Annotated in this window: 13 protein-coding genes and 1 other annotated feature; of the genes, 1 reads left to right on the plus strand and 12 read right to left on the minus strand. The window is 34.1% G+C overall.

The features are described from left to right. The first annotated feature begins 22 nt into the window (after positions 1-22). Positions 23-598 (plus strand): nucleotidyltransferase family protein, encoded by a 576-nt coding sequence (locus tag ACXVYO_RS15310; RefSeq protein ID WP_458467677.1) that lies wholly within the window; start codon positions 23-25, stop codon positions 596-598. A gap of 36 nt (positions 599-634) precedes the next feature. Here ACXVYO_RS15310 and ACXVYO_RS15315 read toward each other — a convergent pair whose 3' ends face one another. From ACXVYO_RS15315 to ACXVYO_RS15370, 12 genes are all read right to left on the minus strand, one after another. Next, positions 635-1549: an alpha/beta fold hydrolase gene (locus tag ACXVYO_RS15315; RefSeq protein ID WP_458467678.1), complete on the minus strand. Its 915-nt coding sequence runs from the start codon at positions 1547-1549 to the stop codon at positions 635-637. A 36-nt stretch (positions 1550-1585) separates the two neighbouring features. Next, positions 1586-2926, minus strand: a complete 1341-nt coding sequence (locus tag ACXVYO_RS15320; protein ID WP_458467679.1) for a sodium-dependent transporter — start codon at positions 2924-2926, stop codon at positions 1586-1588. A 116-nt stretch (positions 2927-3042) separates the two neighbouring features. Then, positions 3043-3291: a binding site (T-box leader), on the minus strand. 96 nt (positions 3292-3387) lie between these two features. Continuing rightward, the gene (locus ACXVYO_RS15325) at positions 3388-3579 is read right to left on the minus strand and encodes a hypothetical protein (RefSeq protein ID WP_458467680.1); all 192 of its coding nucleotides are present in this window, start codon (positions 3577-3579) and stop codon (positions 3388-3390) included. Positions 3580-4191: 612 nt separating this feature from the next. Next, positions 4192-4641 carry an SMI1/KNR4 family protein gene (locus ACXVYO_RS15330; RefSeq protein WP_001030887.1) on the minus strand — a complete coding sequence of 150 codons (450 nt, stop codon included), beginning with the start codon at positions 4639-4641 and terminating at the stop codon, positions 4192-4194. 15 nt (positions 4642-4656) lie between these two features. After that, on the minus strand, positions 4657-5985 hold the full coding sequence (locus ACXVYO_RS15335) for a WXG100 family type VII secretion target (protein ID WP_458467681.1): 1329 nt from the start codon (positions 5983-5985) through the stop codon (positions 4657-4659). A gap of 56 nt (positions 5986-6041) precedes the next feature. Beyond that, positions 6042-6479: an SseB family protein gene (locus ACXVYO_RS15340; RefSeq protein ID WP_458467682.1), complete on the minus strand. Its 438-nt coding sequence runs from the start codon at positions 6477-6479 to the stop codon at positions 6042-6044. A 33-nt stretch (positions 6480-6512) separates the two neighbouring features. Continuing rightward, complete coding sequence (locus ACXVYO_RS15345) at positions 6513-7268, minus strand: DUF975 family protein (RefSeq protein WP_000625107.1); 756 nt, start codon at positions 7266-7268, stop codon at positions 6513-6515. Between the two features lie 164 nt (positions 7269-7432). Continuing rightward, entirely contained in the window at positions 7433-10171 is a 2739-nt protein-coding gene (locus ACXVYO_RS15350; RefSeq protein WP_458467683.1) for a hypothetical protein, read from the minus strand. Between the two features lie 23 nt (positions 10172-10194). After that, positions 10195-12870, minus strand: a complete 2676-nt coding sequence (locus ACXVYO_RS15355) for a tetratricopeptide repeat protein (protein WP_458467684.1) — start codon at positions 12868-12870, stop codon at positions 10195-10197. Between the two features lie 82 nt (positions 12871-12952). Continuing rightward, positions 12953-13225: a WXG100 family type VII secretion target gene (locus ACXVYO_RS15360; protein ID WP_002141592.1), complete on the minus strand. Its 273-nt coding sequence runs from the start codon at positions 13223-13225 to the stop codon at positions 12953-12955. A gap of 127 nt (positions 13226-13352) precedes the next feature. Further along, a complete protein-coding gene (gene essC, locus ACXVYO_RS15365; protein ID WP_458467685.1) occupies positions 13353-17360 on the minus strand; it encodes a type VII secretion protein EssC in 4008 nt (1335 codons plus the stop codon). Positions 17361-17391: 31 nt separating this feature from the next. Then, positions 17392-17754 (minus strand): EsaB/YukD family protein, encoded by a 363-nt coding sequence (locus ACXVYO_RS15370; RefSeq protein ID WP_000391141.1) that lies wholly within the window; start codon positions 17752-17754, stop codon positions 17392-17394.

The raw sequence follows: 17754 nt of genomic DNA on the forward strand, positions 1-17754 counted from the left end.
AAAATAGTAGGTGGGATAACAAATGACTATACAAACAGAGCAAGATATAATTCACTTAATTGAAAACGACGATTGGATGATGAACGTATTACACACGGCAAAATCACTAGAGCTTCCTGATTGGTGGATTTGCGCCGGGTTTGTTCGCTCTAAAATTTGGGATACTTTACATAACTATGAAGCTAAAACAGCTATGCCTGATGTTGATGTGATTTATTATGATAGTCTACATAAAGATGAAATATACGAACAATCATTAGAAACGAAATTAATGAAAATTGATGCTACGATCCCTTGGTCTGTAAAGAATCAAGCTCGTATGCATGTAGTGAATAATATGCCACCGTACTCTTCTTCTGTTGATGCTATTTCTAAATTTCCTGAAACAGCAACGGCTTTAGGAGTTACATTAGACGAAAAAAACAATGTTATATTAACAGCTCCGTGCGGTATTGAAGATGTTCTTTCCTTACACGTGAGACCAACAGCTCATTTTCTTGAATCAAAAGAACGTATACATATGTACAAAAACAGAGTTATTAAAAAGAATTGGCAAAGTAAATGGCCAAACATAACAATCACATATCCAGAAATTTAGAAAGGGTGCTTCTCATTTATAGAAGCACCCTTTTCTTCATTTCAAAAAATGCATGACTGTTTCTGCAAATCTATCTGCTTCCTCATAATGCGGTGTATGAACACTCTTTTCGAATACAATATAATCTCCATTTTGAGCATCTTTATTAAACGTACCAATTTGTTTTTCACACGTTACTGCATCGTATTTCCCTACAATTAATAACATTGGATTTTGTATTTCTTTTATTTTTTGTAATAATGAAGTATGAACTGCTCCTTCTACTTTTAATCTATCAAAATGAATTTTGGAGCGATTTGAAAATACTTCCCACTCTTCATCACTATATAAACTCTCGTCTGTCTCATCTTCCTTATAATTGTAAATCTCCATTCTATTTTCTTCTAATTCATTGCTTAGTCTTATATAAGCTTCTAGCAACTCTTCTGAAGTAGCATTGCTAGATGAATAAGCAAAGGACTCTTCTGCTACTTTTTCTTTTCCATACTTTTTTAGTAAATTCCCTGTCTTTTGTAACAAGGCCCTACTTGTTAATGCGAAATCGAAAGTTGGCGCTTCAAATATGATTTTCTCTATTGAACTTGGATATATCGACGCATATAACAATGCTAAATAGCCACCGAAAGAATGTCCAATTACAGACCACTTCTCAATTTGTAATACTTTTTTTAGTTCCTCACAGTCTTCAATCAAATCATTTAATCCAAAAGCTTCGTCTTCAGTAATTTTTTCTGAGCGACATACACCTCTTTGATCTATCATAATTACAAATAAAGAATCTTTTAAACGTTCCGCTTGATGAAATGAAAAGTCATAGCAACTTTCTCCTGGACCACCATGCAAGTATAAGACTGCTTTATTTTTAGGATCTCCATGCGTTTCAACGTATAGCTCTTTCCCTCTAATATGCATGTATTTCCCTGCTTCTATTAAATTCGCCTTTATGATCATCACCTTCTTTTTTACTGAATATTATAACATTAATTGTTAAATAATCCCTATTACATTTAAAAAGACGATGATGATTGCGAGCGGTGCTACAAATCGAAGTAAAAACGCCCAACAAGTAAATACTTTCTTTCCATAATTTCCACCTACAAAAAACTCTGCTTCTAATACCTTCTTTTCCATTTTGAATGAAACGAAAATACTAATAAATAGTGCACCAAGTGGCATTAATATATTACTAGATAAGAAGTCTACTGCATCAAAAATATTCTTTCCAAAAATCGTAATATCACTCCATACTCCAAATGATAAGGCTGATGGTATACCTACTAAGAAAATGCAGAAACCGATCATCCATGATAATTTCGTTCTTCTTTCCTGTTCACCATTTGTCACTGCTGAAACAACTGTCTCTAATAATGAAAATGCCGATGTTAATGTCGCAAATGTAAATAGCGCAAGAAATACTGTTAAGAAAACCCCACCGAATGGTATTTGACTAAATACAGATGGTAATACGATAAATAGTAATCCAGGTCCTTCTGTTGGTTCCATTCCTAATGAAAATACGGCTGGAAAAATAGCAAGACCCGCAAATAATGAAACAAATAAATTCAATCCAACAATTGTTATTGCTGATTTTGGTAAACTTTCTTTTTTATTTAAATAGGAACTATACGTGACCATAATCGAAATCCCTATACTAATCGCAAAGAATGATTGGCCCATTGCAAACAAAATACTTTCTGAAGTAATCTTTGAGAAATCTGGTTGTAAGAAAAACTTCACACCTTTCATTGCGTTATCAAGTGTTAGTGAGCGAACAATAAGAGCGACAAATAATACGAACAATGCTGGCAACATATATTTACTCGCTTTTTCAATTCCGTTTTGTACACCTTTTGATACAACCCAAATCGTAATGAACATAAAAGCGAAATGTCCCATAATCGCCCAAGTCGGATTTCCAATTGTTTCAGTAAATAATGAACCGTAATTTTGTCCTGGAGTAATAAGTTGTCCAGTTACTCCTCTGAATAAATAAATTAATACCCATCCACCTACAACACTATAAAACGAAAGTAATATAAAACACGTTCCCACGCCAAGGCGTCCAATCCAGTGCCACCCTGTATTTGGTGCAATACTTTTAAATGCTCCAACTGCTTGTTTCTGTGTACTGCGTCCAATCATAAATTCAGCTATAAGTAGTGGTAGTCCAATTAATACTGTAAATAATATAAAAATTAAAAAGAATGCTCCTCCCCCGCTCTTGCCAGCGATATAAGGAAACTTCCATATTGCACCAAGTCCAATTGCCGATCCTGCTGCAGCCATTATAAAACCTAATTTCGAAGTCCATTGCTCCGTCTGTTTCATCTTATTTTCCTCCCAATAAAATCATTTTATATAAATAATTAAATTTTATAGACCAATCCGAATAAACCCTCCATTTCTATTTCCATAAAATAAAAAAATGGCCTAGCATCTCTATATAAAGAGACGCTAAGCCATTTACTTAACGCGGTACCACCCTTATTGATTCCATTATGAATCCACCTTAGTAGTAATCGTTTGATTACAAACCTAATATCGAAGGTTAACCGTTAAGATTTACTAAGAATGTGATTCCGTTCCACCTTACTGCTCCTAGGCGAGTTCAGGATGTCATTTGACTATGTCACACCAACCCATAGCTCTCTGTACAAATATACGACCTTACTACTCCTATTCAACACATTTAAATATTTAGAATATATTTTCTTTTGAAATTAATATGAAGTATATCGGTTATATTTGTAACTGTCAAGGGATATATTAAAATTTGTTGAGAAACCTTTTTATGATCCTCCGTCATCATCATCACTATCAGCAGTACCTTCTTCTGGATCATCTTTATCTTGTTGTTGCGATGACTCTTTTTGTTGAATAGTATTATCTACCGCTGTAGTTAACGTCACTTCACCTTTTATTATATGTATTTTTACATCATCCGTTAAAACGTACTTTACGATGACTTCAAAACATAACACAGCCCTTTATTTTTCCCTCTACTATCGTCGTATACTGTACATAGCCATTACAATCTATAAAATTTAACAATTAATACACTTATAAAATTATAATCCTCTTTTAAACTTTCACGTTAAAACACAAAAAAGCACTCATTGCCTTTAGTCGACAATCAAGTGCTTTAAGTAGCATTAATTTTGTAAGTTTTATTGTAACAGTATGACACCTTTTATATGTCGTGACAACTACTACGTTAAAACTTACGAGTTTGTACGAGTTCGTTAGTTTAATATACATTCCATGTGTTTATCATCATCGCCCAGTAAAATGTCATCTCGCCTAAGCTCGTACCTCGTTTTCTATTCTATCATTGCACACAGTACTCCATGATGGTACAACCATCATGGAGTACTTACTTTCAAACACCATATATTTTTTCTATCCACATCAAAAACAAATTCGTTTTCATTCTCTTTTCTTGTCTACCTACGTATGAAACTTTAAATATCATTATATATAAAACAAAAATATACAAATAATACTTATAACTTCTATTCATCATAAACAATTAATCTTCTTATAATAAAAATGACCTTATTCAGCTTTAAGCTAAACAAGGTCATTTATCTATATTAAAACTCTTCTTCCCATGCTTCTTTTGCATCCAATAACCTTTGTGATAAAAACTCATAAAAATTCTTTGCTGTATTGTAGTCATCAAGTCCACCTTGTCTATCCCATGCTATTACTGGGCACTCATTGTTTTCCATATTACTAGTGTCTAGACAATAAGCATATTCCCCAATATCTTCAATAACTACTAAATTCTCACTCATTCCTAAATCTCTATAACTCTCTGTTTCAATAACAACAGAAGCTATATTAGACTTAGCCACCCCTAAAATATCAACACCAAATAACCCACCAGAGCCATAATTAGTTAAAAACCACTTATAACTTTCTGGCAATTTTAACTGTAGGGTATCTTGAACATAATCAACTTGTTTTTTATCTACTCCACCAGTAAAGTCATCTGATTCCATATTTATCTTAATAAAATTGGTTAATTCCTCTTTATTCATTCAAAATTCCTCCTTTTATAATTCAGCTTTATCTATTTGTTTAGCTCTCCATCTCCAATATTTCGACCTAAAATTTTCATATTGCTTTTTTAACACAGGGTCGTTTCTAAAGCTTCCACCATTCTCCACTAAGCCATGCAATATTTTATAATATTCCTTATGCATACTACCCGGGAGCTCCACCATTGATCCGGGCTCTCTTTGAATTAAATGATGAAGTTCTATAGCAGTCCCATCTTGCCAAATTGGTGCTCTTCCTTTTTTCATCAATTGGAGATTTGTCATACCAGTTTTAGGGTCAATTCTCATATAATCAATATCTAACCTTTGAAAAACCCGTCTGCTAATATCCCTTACTTCTCCATTAACTTTAGTTGTTCCAGTATATTCTACATCCTTATAGTTTTTATATTCTTTACCCGTACCCTTAACAACCTTACTCTCCATATACTGATAAGCCTCTTTCAGAGAATACTGTCCTCCTCCTGAGACATTTCCTACTCCAGCCATGGCGAAGCCTTTTCCCTCGCCTGGGATCCATTTGTATTCCAGTAATGTTTTTACTGCGTGCTGGATCTTTTCATTCCCCTGCAAGAAGGTTGTTTTTACGGTTGTGGCACCTTTGTTCCATAGGCTTCCAATTTTGTCGGCAAAGCCTTTTGCTGTGGAGGCTACAAAGTTTACACCCTCTTTTACTTTGTGGCTGGCTGTTTTTATACCATCGACGGCTGCTTTTCCAGCTTTTCCGGCTACCATTGTTACGCCTTCGCCTAGTCTTTTTCCTGCTTTTACAATCGTCTTCCCAAAGCTAGAAGCGACATACTTTATTCCTTTTCCAGCAAGACTTGCCACTTTTCCAACAGGAACAAAGTTTAGGAGTGTCCATCCTGCGGCGATGAGTCTTTCTTTTGATGATAATTCTTTCCCTGTAATAGGGTCTTTACCGGTAACTGCACGAATTGCATCATTTACTCCAATGAATTCAGCTGCCCCTTCTACTCCCTTTTCCCACCATGATTTTTCATGTTTCTTTTCTGTTTTATGGGTTTCTTTCAATTTTTCATTTTGTTTCTTTTGATATTCTTCATCTGCTTGACGAAACTTTTGAGCGATACGCCGTAATTCTTTTTCTGTAACTTGTAAGTTACGTATGTAAGATTCCATGAGTCTCATTGATCTCATATATTCCCCATAAAAATGCTGACTCGTTGCTCCTTGCCATTGCATTTGAATACTAAACATAGATTGATTGAGATTCTGTTGTATATTCTGGCTGTGTGTTTGCATCTCTGATATGTTTTTGGCAATTTGTTCGAGTTGTTCAGGTTTGACCTTAATTTCCAAACCTTCTCCCACCTTCCTCTATTTTATACCAAAAATGAATAGAACTGCATCAAATTTTACTTATCCCCTTTAGAAAAAACATCAAAAATACTATTATCACAAATCGCTTCAATTTCTTCCTTTACAAATAATTTTTGAAATTTTGTTCCTGGATTTAATATTACATTTGCATCTAAATCTATCGTCTTTAATAATTCAACTGCATTCATAGAGACATACGGACATTCTTCTGGAATAACCATTTCTAAATGCTTCAAATCAGAATATAGTGGTAACATTAATCCTTCTTCCATTTCAAAATAATGAATTTGCAATTGTGTATTATCAGTTGAAATCAAATTTCCTTCTTCATCTACAGTTGTATCTCCCTCTACAGAAGCAACAACATACAAATTTGATTTCTGTAATATCTCATAAAAATGAACTCTTCTTTCTTCATTCTGTAAAGCTTCCACTAACGCCTCATCTAATGGACAAATTTCTAGTAAACTCATTGAACTTCACTCCTTATGCAAAATTTAAATTCGTTATTTTTGAATATTGATTACTGGTACTTCTTTTGAATCATTAGTTCTATTCACTAGATTTAAATAGAAATGTGATACTGTAGTAGTATAATATGGCGTAATCCAAAGATATGGAAGATTTAGTGTGAATATTCCCACCAATGAACCTAAAATAAACCAACCAATGAAACTTAACCAAGTGATAAATAAATCTAACTTATGTCCTTTCATCATCATTTTACTTTTTTTAATTGCTTCACTTGCTGTACATTCTGGATCCTCTAACATAATGTAGTAAGCCATAGAATAAGAGAAAAATTTAATAATACCTGGAACAATGAACAAAAGACTCCATAAGCTAATAAATATTGTTTGTAAGATACCTAATTTCATAGCTCTAAATATATTATTTGAATTGAAACCAGCAAATAGATCACCTATTGTGGTAGATTCATTTTTCGCTAAACGTAATGTAATTGTATAATAGCCATAACTCATAACACTTTGTACAACAATATAAAGAATAAAAATAATAGCCCATACAATAATTTGAGATAAAATCAATCCAAAATTAATTTGAGGTTCGCCATATGAATAATATACAAAGTTCTCAGGTCCTATAATATCTATAAACAAACCAAAAATTAGAAATACTACTATACCAATGATATACATACTTGCTACGGGGATGAGATAATTAAGAAACGTTGAGCCTACCCCTAATCCCCATCGGCCTTTCAATGAGGCTAATGCTTCCCTTTTTAAATTGCTAATCATCTTTTTTCCACCTTTCAAATTCTGTATTATGCATAGTGTGGCTTTAATGAATAATTAATGAGTTTAGTAAAATTCAAATTTCTACTAAACTCATTAATATTTACTCATTATGCGAAATAATTTCGCCATCTTACGCAAAGTAAGATGGCGAATGTTAAATCCAATTATTTTTTAACGTTCATAGATTTAATTTTTTCTACATTCTCTTTTGCTTGTTTCGTTATTTCTCCATTAATAGCATTTGCATATTTATCACGACTTAAAAATTCAAAACATTTATATGCATTATTCGTATCAGTTGCGGACATATACCCTGCGCCTTTATTAAACATTTTTAGAGCTACTGTATTCATCCATTCTTTTGCATCTGCTTCTGGATACCCTAGTTCCATAGAATGATAAGTTAATTCAATTGCTGAAGCTAAATCTTCAATTGTATCTTTATTCCCGCTTACTTTTGCAGATTCAAATGTACTCAAATACTCAATTGCCGCTTTTACCCCATCTTTAATTCCTAACGCTTCAATACCTGGTGTTTTATATAAAATTTGATAGTTGTTTAGCGCTGATTTATATTGCGTTTTTTCTAACTGTTTTGCTTCTTTAATTACAAGACTAGCAACATTAGAAAATCCTGCTTCGTCAACCACACCACGGGAAGCTGCTTGACCATAATAATGTAAAGCATTATAAAGGCTCGTTTGCCCTTCTTTATTTGCTTCATCACCTGCTAACTGAATAAGTTGAATTCCCTCCATTTTTTTGGATGCATTATCAATCATATTCATACCACTAATTTGGCCAATCGTTTTATCAATATCCTTTAACTGTGCAAGTAATGTGTATGATGGTAATAAGTTTTTACTTACTTCACTTTGCCATCCTGTCGTTCCATTTATTTTATTCCATTCATTTTCTGTCTCTGTCCATAATTTATTCGCATAATTAACCATTTCTTCTCTTGAACGTTCCAATGGGTGCTTTGTACGAATTGCATTTGCAATATTTAATACTGCTGTATAATATTCTCCATTATTTGCAGCATCGTTTGCTTTTCTTTCAAACATTAGCGGCATTAATAACTTGTGAAATTCATCTTGAACAGATTTTTCTACTCTTGCCGTATTTGCTAATAAATTCGCTTTATTTATAGCATCTTCGACTTTGAAATTAGAATCTTTAATTTGTCCACGAAGTCCCTCTACAGCCGCACTAAATTGCTGTTCTAATTTTTCTTTTTGTTCTCCTGTTGCACCGTCAATATACTTATTTGCTAATAGTAAAGCATTTTCATATTGTGGATTCGCTGGATTTAAATATGTTTCTATTTGATCGATTTCTTGACTAAATGGTTCAGATTTTACTTGTGCTTTTTGAGTACTTGAATCGATATTACTTGTTTTCTCGTTATTTTTGGCACCTTCAGTCTTTTCATCTTTTTTGTTTTTCTCAGTTGTTGTACTTGTTTCCTTATTATCTTCTGTAACTGCTTTTCCTTCATTACTGCTAGTATTTTCTTTTACAGGGCTTGCTTTTTCTTTTGTCTCAGTTGCAGACTGCACTACTGTTGTTTGGATATTAAGGTTCTGTAATTCTTCTTGTAATAGCTTGTTGAAAATATCTTCTACATCTTGATTCGCTTTTTCTACTAATGTAGGATCTACACTTTCAAGTACTGATGTAACTAAATAAAATTTACTTAATGCTTGTTCTAAAGATGCTACATCCCCTGTATTTGACCACTCTCTTTTTTCTTCTATTGCTGTTTGATAGACTTTTGCTGCTACAGATTTAATATAATCTTTCTTATTTTCACTCAGGTATCTTTGTAATTCTTCTTGTGTAGTAACCGATTCATTTAATACATTCATTTGATTACGTAAATAGAATAGTGCTCTCTCATTTGAATATTCACCACTTGTAAGAATTTGTTCTACATTATCTAATGCTAACTTATGTTCTGCTATCGATTTTGATTTTGATGGTGTATTCAATTGGCTAACGAGCGTCCAGTCTTCTTTTTTGCTATAGTAGTTCGTTAAATTATTTAATGCATTTTCATCCAGTTCTTTTTGACTCGTATAAAAATCATTAAAGAAAACAGATGAGTAGTATTTTCCATTTCCTGCGTACCACTCAACTAAAATATCACCCGTTTTTGGTGATACTGTAATCGTTGGGTGTGTTGGTTCTGGTGGCTTCGGATCCACTACCGGCGGTTTTGGATCTACCACTGGTGGCTTTGGATCCACTGGCGTATTTGGATCTACTGGCGGCTTTGGATCCACTGGCGTATTTGGATCTACTGGCGGCTTTGGATCCACTGGCGTATTTGGATCTACTGGTGGCTTTGGATCTACTGGCGTATTTGGATCTACTGGTGGCTTTGGATCCACTGGCGTATTTGGATCTACTGGTGGCTTTGGATCTACCTGTAACTTAGTGTCCACTGGTTTATTCGGCTCAGTTGGTGACTTAGGAATATCCGCCACAGGTCCCCCCATATTAGATGGCAAATCTAACTTTTGTGGAGTTGGTGCATCCGATAATTTAATTTGTGGATCTTTCTTTTCCACCGATACTTCATCTGGTTTATATGTTACTGGCGTAATTGGTGATTTATTATTCCCAATTAAGTCTGCTAAATTAATAGTTGGTTTTTCGCCGGGTTTTTCATCTTTTTTTGCAGGATCAGCGACTAAATTTGGGAACATAGACTGTAAATCTCCCCCTGTAATACGATCATCTTTTTTCTCTTCTGTATTACTTGCTAGTTTTACTTGTTCTTTTCCTGCTGTCTTAAAGCCTTTGTCATACACAAGATATCCTGATGTTCCTAGTAATGCTACCGACATTACTGATATAGCGACTTTTTTCCCTAAGTTATTATTGTTTTCCTCCATGTCCTTTTCCCCTTTTCCTATCTTTATTGAATCCAACCGTTTGTTTTCATTTCTGTTAGTTTTTCTTGGGCGGCTCTTACTTCGGATTCATTTTCATTTGCTTGCACTGTTTTTCTTAAGAAACGACTTGCTTCCTCGTATTTTTTCTGTTTAATTTTAAACATCCCGAATGCAAAATTCACATGTGGATTTTCATCATTTTGTGAGTATGCTTCTGTGAAAAGCTTCTCTGCTTCATTCCCTTGTCCCACTTTATCGTATAAAATCCCTATATTTACAAGCGTATTTATGTCGCGTGTTCCACTGCTAACAACTCTATTGTAAGCTTCTAACGCTTGCTGATATGCAGCAGTACTCTTTGCACCATCTCGCGTTTCATAAAATTGACCCGCTTCGTAATACACAATTCCTAGTTGATTTAACAACTCAATATTTTTCATATCTTTTTGAATCGCTACTTGTAAAATGTGAGATGCTTGTTGATAATTCATTTCTTTCTTCGCACTATCAATTAGATTTGTTTTATTCCAAAGCACATATAAATTTGAAAGTTCAATTGTATATATGGCATTCTTTGAATCTTGCATAATAGCTTCTTTAAAGAAAGATTCTGCTTTATCTAACTGTACCGTTGCGGTTGATAATTGACCTTTTAAATACGAAACAATTGCTTTATCTTCATTTGTCTTCGTACTCATTTTGACAATAACATCTTCCGCTTTTTCAAATTCTTTCATTTTCATATGACTTACAGCTAAATCGCGCATTGCATCTTTTTTGTATGGTTCAATTCCTTTTGCATTATTCGCTAACGCTTGTTCAAAATTTTGCACCGCTTCTTGATATTTCCCAATGCGGAAATTCGCTGAAGCTAATAGGTACGCAGCTTCATTATTTTCTTTATCGATTTCTCTATCTTTTATTAGTTTTGTAATATAATCGATTGCAATTTTATTTTTCCCTTCAGCAACGTAAATCGTTGCTAATTGGAGATAAGCCTCATCCTTGCCCTTCACAGCAATTGCCTGTACAACAGCTTCTTCAGCTTTTGTATATTTTTTATCATCATAAGCTTGTCGTGCTTGTTCCATATACTTTTGATATTTAGCGTTTGTTGTATAGAAATAAAATAACGTTGAACCACCTATAACAACAACTGCAGTTGAACCAATAATCAAAATTCGTTTTTTATTCTTTTTCCACCATTTAGAAAAAGGTGATGGTTCACTTTGTTCATGTGCTACTGTAAGTGGTTGATTGGATGCTTTTGCATTTAAAATCTCATCATCTATATCATATTCCACTTGTTTTTTTGTTTGTTTTCGGCTCTGTAGAATGCTATTTGGCACTGTAATTGTAGCTGCTACTTCTTGCTGCGACTGTGTTCCTTGCTCTTCTTCTATCTCTTTAATAATGCTTTCAATTTCCTGTTTTAACGCCTGATCAATGTTTGGAAATTGTACGATTCGTGAATAGACGAAACAAGCAAATGCTGCATTGTTTTCTCGTTCCAATTCAGTAGCTAATTCCAAATAATGTTGTAGGACCATTTTATTATTTATTTCAGGCTCTTGACTCTCCATAGTTTGAATGATATATGCGAGTTCTTTTTGCAGCGCTGTTGATGGATTGAGTGAATTGAAAATTATTTTATATTCATATAATGCCGCTTGTTTAAATCCTCTCTCTTCTAATAATCTTGCAATTTCCAAACATTTTGATACAAAAAGAGAGTGTTCTTCTGCTGACTGCCTTTCCGCATCAATTTTTATTCTTTCTCTCGCGCTATTAAATACATCGTACCACTGTGCAAAGCTTGGGCATTCTGCAAAAGAATTACTACTCCATGCCTGCTTAAATAATTTTGCAATTTCCTCGTTCCATTGATTATGTAATACTTGCTGAAGTAACATATATCTTTCACATTCTGTCTGTATTTCTTCCGTTTTAAAGTAACTTGCATCCGTCCATTTTTCATTTCGTACTTCTTCACTACACCAACTTAATATTTCTCCTAGTAAAATGGCGCCTGCAAAGCGATCGGCTTCTTTTTGCCATACTCCACTTGTCAAATACTTTGGTGCGTAGCCTGCTGAACCTGCTGGCAATAACGAAGGTCTTTTCGTTTTTGGGCCATACATTTGCTCAACATCAACAAGTTCGATATAGTGTTGGCCTTCAATTGGATTTTCACTTAAGAAAGGTACAAGTACGTTGCTAGACGATAAATCATTATGAGCAACTTCATTTTCCTCCATCATTTTAAGTGTTGTAAGAAATGCTTCTGCAATAAAGAAACATTGTTCTTTTGATAACATTCGTTGTTCTTGTAAAATATCCGCCCAAGTTGGACCTTCAATCCAAGGCATTACAATACTATTAGCAAGATCTTCTGATTTTTCGATAGCAGATGTATGTTCTTCTTTAGTAACGATATAGCGTGAACACACTTTCAGACCCACTAAGGAAGAAAGTGGTTTCAAAAATGCTAGTTGATGTTTTTCCTCACGATAGCGTTCCTTAAAAACTTTTAATGCAATTCGTTCTACACCATTTTCCTGTTGTAATTGATAAACTGTTCCTTGTCTTCCCTCTTGACCATAGGGCATTTCAATACCAATTACAGCTGGGTGTTTCTCAAAACGATAAACATCTTTATTAAGACTAATTTTTTCTCCTACTTCTGGTCGGAATCCCATTTTATCCCCTTACTCTCGTATAACAATTTTTCAAAAAAAGACCAGGAACAATAGCTCCTGGTCTTTTGCAATTGTTCTATTCTTAGTATGCGTTATCTGTGTTACGGAATTTATCAGCAATACGTTTTAAATCTGTAGAAATACCTTCTAAAATTGGAATATATTGTTGCATTGCTTGTTTAGATTGAATAAATTCTCCACGGAATTTCGCTTGTGTTGCCCCAGCCCATTGACCTTCTAGACTATTAATATCGCCTTCAAGTCTATTAATTTGGCTTTGAGCTTCACCTGCTGCATTTTTAAAGTTCCCTGAGATTCTTTCAAGTTCTTCTGGTGTGATTTTAATTTCTGCCATCGTAATAATTTCCCCTTTCAAATCATAAATGATACAACAATTAGATTATAAACTATATTCATACAATTTTTAAAGGGTTAAATTACAAAAATATTCTATTTTTTAGTAATTCAACCCTATTTTAATATTATTTCACTTTTAATTCAGACCATTTTACACTAATTTTATCTGTCATCGTGCGAAGTAAATGTAATGGTGTATATGCACATTTTATTTTTATTGGCTTTCTACGTATGCAATATCCATCCCCGCTTAATAATTCTTGATCCATTTCAGTATGTGGCAGTTTCATATTAAAGAAATACACATCGTTATTTTGTGTCGTTCCCAATAAATATCCAATACTTCTCTTTCTAATTTCCGCAAACCATTTTTCATGAGAATAGCTATTTAAGCTAGACGTAGTAGCAGCTGTCATAAAGTGGATTCCTTTATTTTTACAGTTTTGGACTATTAGTTCCATTTTATTTTTCGCCTCATAATCAGTAGATAATATAGTTAACATTTGATCGATATCATCAATCGCAATGATTACTCTCTTATATGGAATCTCCACTGTTGCGTTTGGATCTATAGAAGGCATTATTGGTTCTCTATTATTTATTAGCTCTAACAATTCATCTAACATTTCTTTTAATTGCATACCATCTGTAACTTTCTTCTTCACATGTGGTAAATCTCCAAGAGCTAATATGCCTGTAGGTCTTTCACCAAGGTCTACTAAGTATAGCTCAACCTTTTCAGGAGAGTATTGGTATGTAGTAGTGAACAGAAGTGTTTGTAAAAGTGATGTTTTTCCACCTTCTATTCTTCCCCCAACAAATATATGACTCATTTCATCTAAAGAAAAACTTTGCAAACGAATATCCTCTGTTTCTATACCTGCTGAAATATGAGCTCTTTCTAATTTTTCAATCATATGTTCTACAAATATTTCTTTAGGCACCATTGGAATAGCTTTTGCTTTTTCACCGTTCCATTCTCCATTCATTTTTTGAATAATTGTTTTTAATTGTTGCGAGTACTCAAGTTCACTTTCGCCAATAAACGGCAATGCTGCTTGGAATAATTCCGGCGGTTGCCCTTTCATTAATCCACGGCCAACAGGAACTTCAATTAACGGGAATTTAGGTCTGCCAACTAAGTTATGATATTCTGTTCCATCTTGCAATTCAAATGTAAGTGCCATTGGTATATTATTACGAACACGATCGAACATATCTATTGTTTGATTCAGAGAAAAATAGAAATATACTCCGTATGTACTTGATTCACGCAATAATAATTCTAATACTTCATTTTCTTTCTCGAATTCATTTTTGAATCTTATATAACCATCTACCATTACTACTATTGCTGGTATTTTCTTTTCTACCATTCGGTTATACATAGAGAATGACTTTGCACCGATATTAGAAAAACTCTCTTTTCTAAGCGTGATTTCCTTCTTTAAAAATCCGAATAGACGTTTCATTTTCTCATTTTCGCCTTCTTGTATAATCCCGCCAATGTGAGGTAAATCTCTAAAATCTAAGAACATTCGACCAAAATCAATAACGTAGAAATTCACTTCTGATGGTGTATGAGATACAGCTAGAGACATAATAATTGTTTGCAACATCGTCGTTTTTCCTGTACCTGGCATACCATAAATATTTAAATGCCCTTCTTGTAAATCTAACTTCAGAGGAAATTGAGCTTGATTTGCAACATCATCAATTAATCCTACCGTTACTTGTAAATATTCTTTTGATTTATTCCACTCAGCAATTGTCCAATCTTCCATAGCATAAAATTCTTTTAACAATAATTTTTCCGGTAATGGATCCAGCCAAGGTCCTGGTAATGCTTTAATATTTTCTTTTTCTGATACGCTCTGTACATATTGAATAAAAGCTTGTAGTTGTTTTGGACTATTTGTCATTGGTTTTGGACGCTTTTTCACTTTTATTCTTTCACCCGAGAGCTTAACTTCTGTAAAATCAACAATATCAAGAACTTTCTCTTCATCTGGATTATAAGGTGCTCCGCTCCATGCTGATTGGAATAATTCCAATACTTCATTGCTACCAACTTGGAGATACCCTCGTCCTGGTACATTGATTTTTGATGCATCTGGAATCTTTAACATTTCACGACTATCCGCATCATCTTGTACACGTAAACAAATTCGAAAACGCGAGTTACTCCAAATCTTGTCATTTACAACCCCTGAAGGTTTTTGAGTTGCTAATAATAAGTGAACTCCTAACGTCCTTCCTATTGCAGCGACACTAATTAGCTCGTCCATAAATTCTGGTTGTTCCTTTTTCATTTGAGCAAACTCATCAATAACAATAAACAAATGTGGTAAAGGTTCTTTTTCACGCCAGCTTGTTTCATAATATTCATCTAGATGCTGAACATTTCCAGCCTGAATGAATAATTTTTGTCTACGCTCTAATTCTGCCTTTAATGAAATTCTGGCACGCTCAATTAAGTTTGGATCTTCTAAGTTCGTAATAGATGCAATAATATGCGGTAATCCCGCAAAGGTGTTTGACATTCCACCACCTTTATAGTCGATAAGCATAAATGCCATCTCATGAGGATGATAGGTTGCCGCTAACGCGGCTATTATGGACTGAATTACTTCACTTTTTCCTGATCCAGTTGTACCAGCCATTAGACCGTGCGGACCATGCCCCTTTTTCTCTATTTTATCGTGAATATTTAGAAAAACAGGTTTACTTCCTTCTCTTACACCAATTGGAACCGGCAATGAAGTCGGATATCGATTTTCTTTCCATCTCTCTAGTACTTGTAACTCTTCCATATTTTTAGCTTGAAACAAGTCTAAAAATGTTAATACTTTCGGAATGTTGGCTGCTGTAGAACTTTTCATTCGAATTGGAGCAATGCTTCGCGCTCCTAGTTCACATCGTTCGAATGAAAGTCGATCTACTTTAAAACTAGCACGCGTTGTCCCACTATTTTCTGCTGAACTTGAAAACGTTTCTACTAACTCACCACTTTCTCCATTTAAACTTATTACAAGATCACATTCCATCGGTAACCGTTCCTTTTGTTCCGCAAAAATAAATGTAGAAGCCCCTACACTTTCACCTTCTCTAAGTAACATTGGAGTTAAAGGATCATCTTCTAAAAATTCTCTCGCTGATAAGAAAAAGACATACATCGGAATTAAAGGAACTTTTGCATCCGCTTGCGCAGAAGAATTATAGATTCTACGCATGTTAAGTGGGGTAAATAGTACTTCAGCTAGTTTCTGTGCATCTTGTTGATTTTCAGATAAAAAGCGCATACTTCTCTGTTCATCCCATACGTGAGGAAGCCACCTCATCCAATCCCACTGCTTTTTCTCTTTCTCATGATAAAATGCTGCTATTTTCACTTCATTTGGTGCATGATGCGTCATAATTTGCGTCGTTACAATTCGAATAAAGTTTAGTCTATCTTCTTTATTTCCAACTACACCAATTACATCGTTTTTTTTCAAAGAAATGGAAATGTGTCCATTTGGTATCGTATTGAAATCCCTTTTGACATTTTGCGCTTCTGTAACTAATGGATTTTCTTCATAACCTTTCTGTTCAGGCACCTTCAATTCTACAAGAAATGGTCTTTCTCCTGTACCAATACGGATATCTAAAAAGTCTGGACTTTCAGGTGTTCTCTCCCATAAATTACTTTCCCGATTTTCAATTCTCTGTACACTTTTTAATGGGCTTGGGTTTTGTGTAATTAAATATTTTGCTTGTTCAACCTTTAACGTATCTAATTCCACTCGATGCTTTTGAATTTGCTCTAAATATCTTGTTTGTAATTGTTCAACCATTTGACGATATTCTTTCTTTTTACGGAAATGCCCCATCGTTGTAATTATATATGATCCCAACATCGGAATACTTGAAACCATCATTAATGGCATATAACTTGAATTCATCTTCATAAATTTCATCATTACAAAATATAATACCAATGTTAAAACCGTCATCATTGCAGGCAGTAACATTGTTTCAATTGAAAACTTCGGCTCCTCCGGTATATTCGGTGGATCATGAATAATAACATCCCCTGTCGGTATATCTACTTTCACACGCGGAGAGCGTTGAAAATACGGTGATTTTTGCACAAAACATTTCTCCTTCCCTATCCAAAAACTTTTACTCAATGATTTTCCATACATAATCTTCTTCACTAGAAGACATATCTTGTTTAACAGGTTCATTATAAACTTCTTCTGCTGGCATCATTTCAAAAGAAGGGATAATTGCTCCTTTTTTATGTAGCATTACATATTGTCCATCCCACACATCATTATCGCGCAACGTTTCATCATTTCGAATAGAATGCCACTCTTCTTTATCTTTTGCCACTCTAATTTCATAGATCCCGCTTAATGCTTCATCTATTTTTTCATGATGTAAAATCGCTTCAATAATTTGCACCACTTTTACGTCATTTGGAATTGCAATATCAATTTCTTCATTTGACTGTTTTATGTATGTCACAATAATCTCTTCCAC

Source organism: Bacillus sp. BC08 (assembly GCF_054326875.1).

Coding starts and splice junctions, on each gene's coding strand:
- ACXVYO_RS15310 (WP_458467677.1), top strand. CDS start 23: ATGACTATACAAACAGAGCAAGATATAATTCACTTAATTGAAAACGAC.
- ACXVYO_RS15315 (WP_458467678.1), bottom strand. CDS start 1,549: ATGATCATAAAGGCGAATTTAATAGAAGCAGGGAAATACATGCATATT.
- ACXVYO_RS15320 (WP_458467679.1), bottom strand. CDS start 2,926: ATGAAACAGACGGAGCAATGGACTTCGAAATTAGGTTTTATAATGGCT.
- ACXVYO_RS15330 (WP_001030887.1), bottom strand. CDS start 4,641: ATGAATAAAGAGGAATTAACCAATTTTATTAAGATAAATATGGAATCA.
- ACXVYO_RS15340 (WP_458467682.1), bottom strand. CDS start 6,479: ATGAGTTTACTAGAAATTTGTCCATTAGATGAGGCGTTAGTGGAAGCT.
- ACXVYO_RS15345 (WP_000625107.1), bottom strand. CDS start 7,268: ATGATTAGCAATTTAAAAAGGGAAGCATTAGCCTCATTGAAAGGCCGA.
- ACXVYO_RS15350 (WP_458467683.1), bottom strand. CDS start 10,171: ATGGAGGAAAACAATAATAACTTAGGGAAAAAAGTCGCTATATCAGTA.
- ACXVYO_RS15355 (WP_458467684.1), bottom strand. CDS start 12,870: ATGGGATTCCGACCAGAAGTAGGAGAAAAAATTAGTCTTAATAAAGAT.
- ACXVYO_RS15360 (WP_002141592.1), bottom strand. CDS start 13,225: ATGGCAGAAATTAAAATCACACCAGAAGAACTTGAAAGAATCTCAGGG.